The sequence below is a fragment of the Vibrio sp. SS-MA-C1-2 genome (assembly GCF_021513135.1).
Classification (GTDB): domain Bacteria; phylum Pseudomonadota; class Gammaproteobacteria; order Enterobacterales; family Vibrionaceae.
The window spans coordinates 2,887,540-2,900,152 of the sequence record NZ_CP090981.1 but is presented as its reverse complement, the minus strand read 5'-3'; the positions used below and the strand labels follow the sequence as shown (position 1 = coordinate 2,900,152).

At 41.2% G+C, this 12,613-nt stretch carries 7 protein-coding genes, 5 tRNA genes and 3 rRNA genes; 13 read left to right on the top strand and 2 right to left on the bottom strand.

Features of this window, described 5'->3' with window-relative positions; genetic code table 11:
• Positions 1-26: 26 nt before the first annotated feature.
• The 3 genes from L0B53_RS17440 to artM are packed head-to-tail and all read left to right on the top strand — an operon-like array spanning position 27 to position 2,110.
• Positions 27-761, top strand: coding sequence for an arginine ABC transporter substrate-binding protein (locus L0B53_RS17440; RefSeq protein WP_235062290.1), 735 nt, complete (start codon positions 27-29; stop codon positions 759-761).
• Positions 762-764: 3 nt separating this feature from the next.
• Positions 765-1,439, top strand: coding sequence for an arginine ABC transporter permease ArtQ (artQ, locus tag L0B53_RS17435; protein ID WP_235062289.1), 675 nt, complete (start codon positions 765-767; stop codon positions 1,437-1,439).
• Positions 1,440-1,441: 2 nt separating this feature from the next.
• A complete protein-coding gene (gene artM, locus L0B53_RS17430; protein ID WP_235060847.1) occupies positions 1,442-2,110 on the top strand; it encodes an arginine ABC transporter permease ArtM in 669 nt (222 codons plus the stop codon).
• 104 nt (positions 2,111-2,214) lie between these two features.
• Here the strand turns inward: artM and L0B53_RS17425 are convergent, their stop codons facing one another.
• Positions 2,215-2,433 (bottom strand): VF530 family DNA-binding protein, encoded by a 219-nt coding sequence (locus tag L0B53_RS17425; RefSeq protein ID WP_235060846.1) that lies wholly within the window; start codon positions 2,431-2,433, stop codon positions 2,215-2,217.
• Positions 2,434-2,838: 405 nt separating this feature from the next.
• Here L0B53_RS17425 and L0B53_RS17420 point away from each other — a divergent pair.
• The 8 genes from L0B53_RS17420 to lpxL all read left to right on the top strand — a co-directional run bounded on the left by L0B53_RS17420 (position 2,839) and on the right by lpxL (position 10,448).
• A tRNA-Ser gene (locus L0B53_RS17420) sits at positions 2,839-2,929 on the top strand.
• 49 nt (positions 2,930-2,978) lie between these two features.
• A tRNA-Thr gene (locus tag L0B53_RS17415) sits at positions 2,979-3,054 on the top strand.
• A 6-nt stretch (positions 3,055-3,060) separates the two neighbouring features.
• Positions 3,061-3,135, top strand: a tRNA-Gly gene (locus L0B53_RS17410).
• Positions 3,136-3,554: 419 nt separating this feature from the next.
• Positions 3,555-5,100, top strand: a 16S ribosomal RNA gene (locus L0B53_RS17405).
• A gap of 69 nt (positions 5,101-5,169) precedes the next feature.
• A tRNA-Ala gene (locus L0B53_RS17400) sits at positions 5,170-5,245 on the top strand.
• Between the two features lie 371 nt (positions 5,246-5,616).
• Positions 5,617-8,511: ribosomal RNA gene (locus L0B53_RS17395) — 23S ribosomal RNA — on the top strand.
• A gap of 163 nt (positions 8,512-8,674) precedes the next feature.
• A 5S ribosomal RNA gene (gene rrf / locus L0B53_RS17390) occupies positions 8,675-8,790 on the top strand.
• The 16S, 23S and 5S rRNA genes sit together here with 4 tRNA genes alongside, the layout of an rRNA operon.
• A 755-nt stretch (positions 8,791-9,545) precedes the next feature.
• Positions 9,546-10,448, top strand: a complete 903-nt coding sequence (gene lpxL, locus L0B53_RS17385; protein ID WP_235060845.1) for an LpxL/LpxP family Kdo(2)-lipid IV(A) lauroyl/palmitoleoyl acyltransferase — start codon at positions 9,546-9,548, stop codon at positions 10,446-10,448.
• A 334-nt stretch (positions 10,449-10,782) separates the two neighbouring features.
• On the opposite strand, the gene L0B53_RS17380 is transcribed toward lpxL, so the two are convergent.
• Positions 10,783-10,858 (bottom strand) — tRNA-Arg (locus tag L0B53_RS17380).
• A gap of 417 nt (positions 10,859-11,275) precedes the next feature.
• Between L0B53_RS17380 and ccmA the strand changes: the two genes are divergently transcribed.
• Complete coding sequence (gene ccmA, locus L0B53_RS17375) at positions 11,276-11,896, top strand: cytochrome c biogenesis heme-transporting ATPase CcmA (protein WP_235060844.1); 621 nt, start codon at positions 11,276-11,278, stop codon at positions 11,894-11,896.
• Positions 11,893-12,561, top strand: coding sequence for a heme exporter protein CcmB (gene ccmB / locus L0B53_RS17370; RefSeq protein ID WP_235060843.1), 669 nt, complete (start codon positions 11,893-11,895; stop codon positions 12,559-12,561). Before ccmA ends, ccmB begins: the two co-directional genes overlap by 4 nt.
• The last annotated feature ends 52 nt before the right edge of the window (positions 12,562-12,613 follow it).

The window sequence follows — 12,613 nt, the reverse complement described above, 5'->3', positions numbered from 1 at the left end:
TAATTAATAATGGAATCGATATTATGTTGAATAAAAAATTAATTGCCTTAGTACTAGCAGTAACATCATTTCAAGTAGCAGCTAAACAGCAAGAGATTAGCTTTGTAATGGAAGCGACTTATGCTCCTTTTGAGTATATCGATCAAAATAACCAAATTCAGGGTTTTGATGTTGATCTTGCGAATGCGCTTTGTAAAGAACTAGATGCTAAATGTAGTTTTCATAATCAAGCTTTTGATAGCTTAATTCCTGCCCTTAAGTTTCATCGTTATGATGCCGCTATCTCAGCAATGGATATTACCGAAGCCCGTAGCCAACAAGTGAGTTTTACTGCGCCTTATTATGATAATGCCGCTATTTTTGTTGCTAGTGACAAAACACTGACAAATGCAGAGCAATTAAAAGGTAAACGAGTAGGTGTACAAAATGGCTCTACTCACCAAAGTTATCTATTAGATAAGATGCCAGATGTAACGCCAGTTCCTTACGGTAGTTATCAAGATGCATTCATGGACATGAAAACAGGACGTATTAATGCCGTATTTGGTGATACAGCGGTGATTGCGGATTGGGTGAAAAAAGATGCAGATGTATCAACCGTGGGTCAACCAGTAACAGACAAACAGTATTTTGGTAATGGTTTTGGCATTGCAGTAGGTAAAGATAATACTGAGCTATTGGGGCAACTAAACAAAGCATTAGTGGCTGTTAAAAAAGATGGCACCTACCAAGAAATTTTTAATACGTATTTTGCTAAGTAAATGATGTCATTTGAATCAGGCTACGGTTTATTATTGGTACAAGCTAGTTGGATGACTATTCAGCTAGCCGTTGCTAGCTTAGCGTTAGGGTTAATTCTCTCTATCATCTTTACATTAGGTGAAACCAATAAGTTTAAAATGATTGCATGGCCAACGACTATTTTTGTCACTTTATTACGCGGTCTACCTGAGTTATTGGTCGTTTTATTTATCTTTTTTGGATCGAGTCAAATTATCTTCTATATCACTGGAGAGTTTGTTGAGATCAGCCCATTTCTATCAGGAACTATCGCTTTAGCGCTTATTTTTGCCTCTTATGCATCACAAACTATCCGAGGTGCATTAAAAGCAGTATCAAAAGGGCAGGTCGAAGCTGCAACTGCTCTCGGTATTGGTCGAGCTTATACTTCATGGCGCATTATTGCTCCGCAAGCAGCAATTCATGCATTACCGGGTTTAACTAATCAATGGTTAGTCTTATTAAAAGATACGGCATTGGTTTCATTAATTGGTGTTACCGAACTTTTAAAGCAAGCTCAGTTAACCGCAGCAGTGACTCACCAAAGTTTTAATTGGTATGCAGGCGTAGCAGTAATATATCTTGTGATTAGCCTTGTCAGTCAAAAATTGATTGACCAAATGAATAAGAAACTGGCCATTCCAGGGCATGGTAACTAATTATGAATGAAGTCCATTTTTGGCAAATGGTTGGTGGCTTACAAACCAGTTTGATTTTGAGTTTTTCTTCATTAATCGTAGGCGGTATTCTTGCGATTCTGATGACAATGGTACTGGTGACTCGTATTCCAGTATTATCTTTATTTACAAAAGCGATCATTACCGTATTTACCGGAACACCATTATTAGTCCAGATTTTCTTGATCTATTATGGACCTGGTCAATTTGAAGTGATTCGTGAAAGTATCTTATGGTCTTGGCTGAGTCAGCCATGGGCGTGTGCGATGTTGGCATTGGCACTTAATACCGCAGCATATAGTACTCAATTATTTAAAGGTGCATTTAATAGTATTGCATCTGGACAATGGGAAGCGTGCAGATCTCTTGGTATGGGGCAGTGGAATACATTAAGAATTTTATTACCTTTTGCGATACGTCGTGCAATTCCTGCCTATTCAAATGAAGTAATTTTAGTTTTTAAAGGGACATCTTTAGCAAGTACTATCACAATTATGGATATCATGGGATTTGCACAGCGTATTAATGCACAAACTTATGACACTTTGACGGTATTTGCAGTTGCTGGTGGGTTTTATCTTATCGTAAATGGCTTACTCACTTTACTCTTTAGAATACTAGAGAAGAAAGCATTAGCATTTGAAAGTCACTAGGTATTCAATTTTTCTATCATTTAATTTTATTAACTCCTTTTATTACCACTGTTATGATTACTCAAATTGAAGTGTTCAGGTACGGAGGAATAAAAGGAGTTATTCTATTTTGTTCGAGTCATATCAAGGTAGAGCTCTTCTACTTTTGTTCTTGCCCAATCTGTTTTACGTAAAAACTTAAGACTCGAGTTGATACTGGGATCTTGGGTGAAACAGCGTATATTAATTCGATACCCCAATTCTTCCCAACCATAATGTTCAACCAGTTCCGTTACTATCTTTTTTAATGTAATACCATGTAGAGGATTATTTTCTTGAGTCACTGTTTATCTCCTTGCTAATCTTTTGATGTACTGTAAAGCAATTATACCTTTCTTACTTGAAGTTGCTAGGTTGTTGGCTGTATTCATTCGCCCCAATCATATAGTACTCTTATACTCATGGGGCCTCATTCACTTACCGCCTACTATCAACTCCAATTAATTTTGGTTATAGATAACAGATTCTAGTGATTCCCTCTGTCATAATGAAATATACTTTTTTATGTAAAGCTAGTTAGACTTGGTCGATTCTTTGGTTCGGATTAATAGAAAAATAGCACTTATCGTTTACAAAATAGACGAATACAAGTCGAAAACAAAAAAAAACACAAAAATAGTCTATTTATTATTCGGTTGAGAAAAAAGTACTTTACATTAGAACGGCACTACCTTAGTATCAGCGGCGTTGGAGAGATGGCTGAGTGGTCGAAAGCACCGGTCTTGAAAACCGGCAAGGGTTTGTAGCCCTTCTAGGGTTCAAATCCCTATCTCTCCGCCACATTCAGTTGTTTGAGTTTTTAAACTTGGATAACGAAAACAAATATTGTGCCGACTTAGCTCAGTAGGTAGAGCAACTGACTTGTAATCAGTAGGTCACCAGTTCGACTCCGGTAGTCGGCACCATTATTTGCGTGCATCGTATAATGGCTATTACCTCAGCCTTCCAAGCTGATGATGCGGGTTCGATTCCCGCTGCACGCTCCAAATTCTATTTTTAGATTTTGAAGTGACAACCTTCGAACGAGGGTGGTCAACAATTTGTTTCTTTTTATTATTTATCAAATAATTGAAATTAATTGTTGACTTAAAATTAGGGAACTGTATTATACGGCTCCTTGCTTCGCAACTGTTAGCGATAACAACTGCGATGTCAATGCTCTTTAACAATTTAACTTATTCAATCTGTGTGGGCACTCGTTATCGAGAATCAACAAAAAGATTACTCAATGAACTGAGTGACCAATACAGTGTAAGACATAATTTATTATGAATTATACTGGCACAGTCAATTCACTATCATTCTGTTGGAATGATAGTAGCTTTAAGATTACATTCTTTATTTATAAAGAATTAGTTTTGAAGTCAGTATTCGTTGAGCCGTTTCGAAAGAAACAACAAAACTTTAATTGAAGAGTTTGATCATGGCTCAGATTGAACGCTGGCGGCAGGCCTAACACATGCAAGTCGAGCGGTAACAGAGAGTAGCTTGCTACTCTGCTGACGAGCGGCGGACGGGTGAGTAATGCTTGGGAAGTTGCCTTAATGAGGGGGATAACTATTGGAAACGATAGCTAATACCGCATAATTCTCTACGGAGCAAAGCAGGGGACCTTCGGGCCTTGCGCATTAAGATACGCCCAAGTGGGATTAGCTAGTTGGTGAGGTAATGGCTCACCAAGGCGACGATCCCTAGCTGGTCTGAGAGGATGATCAGCCACACTGGAACTGAGACACGGTCCAGACTCCTACGGGAGGCAGCAGTGGGGAATATTGCACAATGGGCGAAAGCCTGATGCAGCCATGCCGCGTGTATGAAGAAGGCCTTAGGGTTGTAAAGTACTTTCAGCAGTGAGGAAGGTGGTAAGCTTAATACGCTTGCCACTTGACGTTAGCTGCAGAAGAAGCACCGGCTAACTCCGTGCCAGCAGCCGCGGTAATACGGAGGGTGCGAGCGTTAATCGGAATTACTGGGCGTAAAGCGCATGCAGGCGGCCTATTAAGTCAGATGTGAAAGCCCGGAGCTCAACTCCGGAAGGTCATTTGAAACTGGTAGGCTAGAGTCTTGTAGAGGGGGGTAGAATTTCAGGTGTAGCGGTGAAATGCGTAGAGATCTGAAGGAATACCAGTGGCGAAGGCGGCCCCCTGGACAAAGACTGACGCTCAGATGCGAAAGCGTGGGTAGCAAACGGGATTAGATACCCCGGTAGTCCACGCCGTAAACGATGTCTACTTGAAGGTTGTGGCCTTGAGCCGTGGCTTTCGGAGCTAACGCGTTAAGTAGACCGCCTGGGGAGTACGGTCGCAAGATTAAAACTCAAATGAATTGACGGGGGCCCGCACAAGCGGTGGAGCATGTGGTTTAATTCGATGCAACGCGAAGAACCTTACCTACTCTTGACATCTACAGAAGCCAGCGGAGACGCAGGTGTGCCTTCGGGAACTGTAAGACAGGTGCTGCATGGCTGTCGTCAGCTCGTGTTGTGAAATGTTGGGTTAAGTCCCGCAACGAGCGCAACCCTTATCCTTGTTTGCCAGCACGTAATGGTGGGAACTCCAGGGAGACTGCCGGTGATAAACCGGAGGAAGGTGGGGACGACGTCAAGTCATCATGGCCCTTACGAGTAGGGCTACACACGTGCTACAATGGCGCATACAGAGGGCTGCAAGCTAGCGATAGTGAGCGAATCCCAAAAAGTGCGTCGTAGTCCGGATTGGAGTCTGCAACTCGACTCCATGAAGTCGGAATCGCTAGTAATCGTGGATCAGAATGCCACGGTGAATACGTTCCCGGGCCTTGTACACACCGCCCGTCACACCATGGGAGTGGGCTGCACCAGAAGTAGATAGCTTAACCTTTCGGGGAGGGCGTTTACCACGGTGTGGTTCATGACTGGGGTGAAGTCGTAACAAGGTAGCCCTAGGGGAACCTGGGGCTGGATCACCTCCTTAACGATTTGATATTTCGTGATGAGTACCCACACAGATTGAATAAGATTAATATGTAGTAGAGATGATAAAGGGGTTATAGCTCAGCTGGGAGAGCGCCTGCCTTGCACGCAGGAGGTCTGCGGTTCGATCCCGCATAGCTCCACCACTTTCTAAAAGCTTTAGGATAGAGCTTTTAGGAAGTGGTTTTTTTATCACTAAAATCTTGCAAAAGATTATGCTCTTTAACAATTTGGAAAGCTGACTAGTAAACTCGTTAGTGATTTTTTAATCATTAATAAGTTGAAAAGTAATAATTGTTTATTCGAAAGAATAAACGAGTTCTCAACACAATACACATTCAAGTGTCTTGTATTCAAATTAACATCATTGATGTTAATTCTATATTGAGTCCGGCAAACGATAATTAACATTACCCTGTTGATTATCAACAATCAAAAACCTTGGTTGCTTTTTGTTTTCACTTTTTAAAAGTGAAGGCAAATTTGTATCATACATAAAGACCCTTTCGGGTTGTATGGTTAAGTGACTAAGCGTATACGGTGGATGCCTTGGCAGTCAGAGGCGATGAAGGACGTGCTAACCTGCGAAAAGGGTTGGTGAGCTGGTAAGAAGCGTTATTAACCAACCATGTCCGAATGGGGAAACCCACTTAGCATAAGCTAGGTATCCTATAGTGAATTCATAGCTATAGGAGGCAAACTCGGGGAACTGAAACATCTAAGTACCCGAAGGAAAAGAAATCAATTGAGATTCCGACAGTAGCGGCGAGCGAACTCGGATTAGCCCTTAAGCATAGTTAGAGTTAGGTGAACACGCTGGAAAGCGTGGCGATAGAGGGTGATAGCCCCGTAGCCGAAGAGTCTAATTAAGTGAAATCGAGTAGGACGGGACACGTGGTATCCTGTCTGAACATGGGGGGACCATCCTCCAAGGCTAAATACTCCTGACTGACCGATAGTGAACCAGTACCGTGAGGGAAAGGCGAAAAGAACCCCTGTGAGGGGAGTGAAATAGAACCTGAAACCGTATACGTACAAGCAGTGGGAGCCTCTTTTATGGGGTGACTGCGTACCTTTTGTATAATGGGTCAGCGACTTATATTCAGTGGCAAGGTTAACCGTTTAGGGGAGCCGTAGGGAAACCGAGTCTTAACTGGGCGACACAGTCTCTGGATATAGACCCGAAACCGAGTGATCTAGCCATGGGCAGGTTGAAGGTTGAGTAACATCAACTGGAGGACCGAACCGACTAATGTTGAAAAATTAGCGGATGACTTGTGGCTAGGGGTGAAAGGCCAATCAAACTCGGAGATAGCTGGTTCTCCCCGAAAGCTATTTAGGTAGCGCCTCGGACGAATACTACTGGGGGTAGAGCACTGTTAAGGCTAGGGGGTCATCCCGACTTACCAACCCTTTGCAAACTCCGAATACCAGTAAGTAATATCCGGGAGACACACGGCGGGTGCTAACGTCCGTCGTGGAGAGGGAAACAACCCAGACCGTCAGCTAAGGTCCCAAAGTTGTGATTAAGTGGGAAACGATGTGGGAAGGCTCAGACAGCCAGGATGTTGGCTTAGAAGCAGCCATCATTTAAAGAAAGCGTAATAGCTCACTGGTCGAGTCGGCCTGCGCGGAAGATGTAACGGGGCTAAATCACACACCGAAGCTACGGCAATATAGCTTGCTATATTGGGTAGGGGAGCGTTCTGTAAGCGGTTGAAGGTGTATCGAGAGGTATGCTGGACGTATCAGAAGTGCGAATGCTGACATGAGTAACGATAAAGGGGGTGAAAAGCCCCCTCGCCGGAAGACCAAGGGTTCCTGTCCAACGTTAATCGGGGCAGGGTGAGTCGACCCCTAAGATGAGGCTGAGAAGCGTAATCGATGGGAAACGGGTTAATATTCCCGTACTTTTTACGACTGCGATGGGGGGACGGAGAAGGCTAGGTGGGCCTGGTGATGGTTATCCAGGTTCAAGTGCGTAGGCGGAAGGTTTAGGTAAATCCGGACCTTTTTTAACGCTGAGACACGATGTCGAGCTACTAAGGTAGTGAAGTCATTGATGCCATGCTTCCAGGAAAAGCCTCTAAGCTTCAGGTCGTAAGAAATCGTACCCCAAACCGACACAGGTGGTCGGGTAGAGAATACCAAGGCGCTTGAGAGAACTCGGGTGAAGGAACTAGGCAAAATGGTACCGTAACTTCGGGAGAAGGTACGCTGCCGGCGGTGATGGGACTTGCTCCCTAAGCTGCTGGCAGTCGCAGATACCAGGTGGCTGCAACTGTTTATTAAAAACACAGCACTGTGCAAAATCGAAAGATGACGTATACGGTGTGACGCCTGCCCGGTGCCGGAAGGTTAATTGATGGGGTTATCTTCGGAGAAGCTCTTGATCGAAGCCCCGGTAAACGGCGGCCGTAACTATAACGGTCCTAAGGTAGCGAAATTCCTTGTCGGGTAAGTTCCGACCTGCACGAATGGCGTAATGATGGCCACGCTGTCTCCACCCGAGACTCAGTGAAATTGAAATCGCAGTGAAGATGCTGTGTACCCGCGGCTAGACGGAAAGACCCCGTGAACCTTTACTACAGCTTGGCACTGAACATTGACCCTACATGTGTAGGATAGGTGGGAGACTTTGAAACCGCGTCGCCAGATGCGGTGGAGTCAACCTTGAAATACCACCCTTGTATGCTTGATGTTCTAACGTTGGTCCCTAATCGGGATTGCGGACAGTGCCTGGTGGGTAGTTTGACTGGGGCGGTCTCCTCCCAAAGAGTAACGGAGGAGCACGAAGGTGGGCTAATCACGGTCGGACATCGTGAGGTTAGTGCAATGGCATAAGCCCGCTTGACTGCGAGAATGACAATTCGAGCAGGTGCGAAAGCAGGTCATAGTGATCCGGTGGTTCTGAATGGAAGGGCCATCGCTCAACGGATAAAAGGTACTCCGGGGATAACAGGCTGATACCGCCCAAGAGTTCATATCGACGGCGGTGTTTGGCACCTCGATGTCGGCTCATCACATCCTGGGGCTGAAGTCGGTCCCAAGGGTATGGCTGTTCGCCATTTAAAGTGGTACGCGAGCTGGGTTTAGAACGTCGTGAGACAGTTCGGTCCCTATCTGCCGTGGGCGTTGGAAGATTGAAGGGGGCTGCTCCTAGTACGAGAGGACCGGAGTGGACGAACCACTGGTGTTCGGGTTGTCATGCCAATGGCATTGCCCGGTAGCTAAGTTCGGAATCGATAACCGCTGAAAGCATCTAAGCGGGAAGCGAGCCCTGAGATGAGTCTTCCCTGGCACTATAAGTGTCCTAAAGGGTTGTTCGAGACTAGAACGTTGATAGGCAGGGTGTGTAAGCGTAGCGATACGTTGAGCTAACCTGTACTAATTGCCCGTGAGGCTTAACCATACAACACCCAAAGGGTTTTGATGGACTCAAAAGAATACGACTCGACGAGTCAAAAGATACTTGAATGAAGTATTGAGAATATTATTACTTAAACAAAAAAGTTAATTATCAGACTTTCCAAATTTCGTTAAACGCGAATATTCGCGGTTAACAACAAAATTTGCTTGGCGACCATAGCATTGTGGACCCACCTGACTCCATTCCGAACTCAGAAGTGAAACACAATCGCGCCGATGGTAGTGTGGGGTCTCCCCATGTGAGAGTAGGTCATCGCCAGGCTTCAAATTCTGTCTTTAGATTTTAAAATCTGAAAGCAAACCAGTTCTGCAATAGCGGACAGTAAAGAACCCAGCCTTTGGCTGGGTTTTTTGCGTTTTGGTAAATTAAAGTGTTTCTGATTTAGACTTCAGTTAATAAATAATAACGGATCTTTAGATATTACGAATGTTCATCTATTAAAAAACTTTATACTGACTATCTGCTATCTTGGCTTTTAGTCTTGATTATTTGAATAAGAATCCCAGTTGCTTAATTTATGTTATTTAGTATGCATGAATCTTCTTCTTACTTGAAATTGTTAGGTTTTTGGCTTTGTTTGTCTCGATTATATATAACACCTATATTCATCGGTCTCACTCACTAACCATCGACTAGTAACTCATATATATGAGACTTATTCACGTATCGCTTACTAGTTACTTCAATTATTTTAAGGATGAATATCAGATAAAAAGTCTTTTTTAAATAATTCAATTCTATTTGTCGTATTTATATTGTATATGAATGGTTTGTTAGATATAAGTTATAAATAAATATTTTTTAGCATTAATTGATTTTGTTTATCTTTATTTTTTATGTTTATTGTTTGTTTTAATTGATTCTTGTTAATGCTTTTGTTGTTTAATCATGTTTTATAATTACTAATAATTTAAATTTATTATTTATATCAGTTTTTCTTATTTTTGCTATCGGTATTTATAGGGTTAGGTTGTATACTCTAGTGTATAAGCCTATAAATAAGTGGCAATAATAAAATGAATAGTCATCATCAAGATAGTAAAGTGAAAATTAAAGTTAATTTGACTTTACTATTATTAAAATTAATTTCCAGTTTTCCATTAATTTGGCAAGAGCATCTGGGTAAATTTATTGGGAGAAAGATATTTCCCATGTTAAAAGATCGCAGAAGTATTATTAAAAAGAATTGTGATCTTTGCTTTCCTGAGTGGTCTGAAGTTGAGAGAGAAATACTAGTTAATAAAAATATTGATAATACCGGCATTGCAATTTTAGAGACAATGAGAGCTTGGAGTTGGAATGATAAGCAAATATCTAAAAATGTGACAATTGAGGGCTTAGAGAAGCTGATAGAGCTGCAAAAAGAGCAACGTGGTATTATTCTACTGGGTGTTCATACCGTTCACATGGAAATGGCCATTAGAGCCCTGTCTATTCAAGCGGATATTAGCGGAGTATATCGTGCAAACAAGAAAGCTTTTGTTGAACATTTACAAGTTAAAGGTCGAACAAAAAGTAATCTGAAATTAATTAATCGTAAAGATGTACGCACTATGATTAAGACATTGAAAGGTGGACAAACGCTTTGGTTTGCTGCCGATCAAGATTATGGTAATAAAAAAGGCAGTGCTTTTGCACCTTTTTATAATGTAGAAGCATGTACCATTACAACAATAAGAGATCTACAGCGGATTTCTAACAGTTTAGTTGTTTCTGTTTCTTTTATTAGGAAATCGGATGGGCATTACAAAATGGAAATTAGTGATCCCTTGACAGATATTATTTGTAATTCGGCAGAAGAGCATGCAGTGGCAATAAATAAACTGAATGAGAGTTTGATTAATTTAGCTCCAGAGCAATATATGTGGATTCATCGTCGTTTTAAAAACAGACCATTAGGTGAATGTAGCGTTTATTAATTCTGGTCACTAATAAAATAAAAAAGATCGTTAACTTAATCAGTTAACGATCTTTTTTATTTTATACTCTTCATACTTGAAGCTGTTAGGCTGTTGACTGCGTTCACTCGCTGTTAGTTAATACCCATGGAGCCTCACTTACTTGTCGCCTACTAGCAACTCCATATATATCAAATTTTATTATTCAGTTTCTTCTGAAGAGTGGTTCGTCATCTGGTCATAATAGCGGTGGTGAATTGTATGATGGTGATGATGTTTCTCTGAATGATCGCTATGCAGGTGCTCATCGTGATTTTTTCATACACGATTAGTTATTATGTAAACGAAGAAAGAATGGCGTCCCCACCAGGACTCGAACCTGGAGCACAGACTTAGGAGGTCTGGGATTTATCCTGTTAATCGATAGAGACATTGATATTTATTCTATCTAAAATATCAATTGAATAAAAGAGTTATGATAAAACTTAATTAATGATCTAATCTAATAATGAATCATAGATATAAGTTGTAAAATTGAGGGAATTAAACTACCTATTTAGAGTTATTTTTATTTCTTATGCTTATTAATACCCTGTAAATAGTAGGGTGAATTTATTATATCTAAATAGGTACCAGTTGATTTACTTGCCGGTAACATTAGTGACAAGGTGTTTACTTGGTTTTTTGAGTGCTTATTTATACCAAGATGGTGAAAGTGTGATTTGAAACATACTTTGTCCCATTTCTTTGTAAATTGATATTAATAGTGAACACAAAGCTATCAGTCAACAATTTGCGTATGCTAATATTTATAACTTATAAGATTATATTGGATAGTTGTCTTTATTATGTTGGATGTTAAAAATCTTAGTTGTATTCGTGATGAAAGGGTTTTATTTGATGAACTCTCATTTTCTGTCACTAAAGGGGAACTTATTCAAGTTGAAGGACCTAATGGAGCAGGGAAAACCAGTCTATTGCGAATTTTAACGGGATTAGCTCCGGCGGATGAAGGAGAAATCTATTGGTGTGGTGAACGTATTCAATCTGCAAGAGAAGAATTTCATCAAGATCTTCTTTTTCTTGGACATCACTCTGGAGTGAAAGCAGAATTGACAGCGTTTGAGAATTTAGCTTTCATTCAATCATTACATGCCAAAAAAGATGAGGATAAGATTTGGCAAGCTTTAGCTAAAGTTGGATTAGCTGGACGTGAAGATATTCCAGCAGGACAATTATCAGCAGGTCAACAACGTCGAGTTGGTTTAGCTCGTTTATGGTTAAGTGAACAAATATTATGGATTTTAGATGAGCCATTAACGGCAATTGATAAACAAGGGGTTGCTGTACTCGAAGAGCTCTTTATGGCGCATGCAGATAACGGTGGTATTGTTATCCTTACGACTCATCAAGATATGTTTATTGATAATCCAAGATTAAGAAAGATCATTTTAGGGAATGTGTCATGATCGGAGCTATCGGACAAATTATTCGACGCGAATTGACAATTGCGTATCGAAAACAGGCTGAAATATTTAATCCATTGTGGTTCTTTTTGATTGTTATCACCCTTTTCCCACTTGCGATTGGTCCTGAATCAAATTTATTAAGTCGTATTGCTCCCGGTATTGTATGGGTTGCGGCATTGCTTGCATCACTATTGTCATTAGAGCGACTTTTTCGTGACGATTACATGGATGGATCACTTGAACAGATGATGTTAATGCCTGTTCCTCTCCCTGTCATTGTTTTTGCTAAGATTTTTGCTCATTGGATGTTAACGGGATTACCTTTACTGTTAATTAGTCCATTACTGGCCGTTTTGCTCTCTTTAAGCTTTAATGTCTGGTTTGCGGTTGTATTAACGCTTCTGTTAGGTACACCGACCCTGAGCTTTCTTGGTGCGATTGGGGTTGCATTGACTGTTGGATTAAGAAAAGGTGGCGTACTGCTTAGTTTACTTGTTCTTCCGCTTTATATCCCGATTTTAATTTTTGCCACATCAGCCATAGAAGCGGCGGATTTAGGAATGGCAATGAATGGCCAATTAGCGATTCTAGGCGCGATGTTAACAGCAGCAGTTACACTTTCTCCATTTGCTGTTTCTGCAGCATTAAGAGTCAGTGTTAATTAAAATTATTTCTTTTATTTATTTCTTTTATTTTTTAACTTTTAAGTGGGTATTG

What these genes read in the sequence shown, in the direction of transcription:
- ccmB (WP_235060843.1), top strand. Translation starts at nt 11,893, where the DNA reads ATGATCGGAGCTATCGGACAAATTATTCGACGCGAATTGACAATTGCG.
- lpxL (WP_235060845.1), top strand. Translation starts at nt 9,546, where the DNA reads ATGAATAGTCATCATCAAGATAGTAAAGTGAAAATTAAAGTTAATTTG.
- artM (WP_235060847.1), top strand. Translation starts at nt 1,442, where the DNA reads ATGAATGAAGTCCATTTTTGGCAAATGGTTGGTGGCTTACAAACCAGT.
- artQ (WP_235062289.1), top strand. Translation starts at nt 765, where the DNA reads ATGTCATTTGAATCAGGCTACGGTTTATTATTGGTACAAGCTAGTTGG.
- ccmA (WP_235060844.1), top strand. Translation starts at nt 11,276, where the DNA reads ATGTTGGATGTTAAAAATCTTAGTTGTATTCGTGATGAAAGGGTTTTA.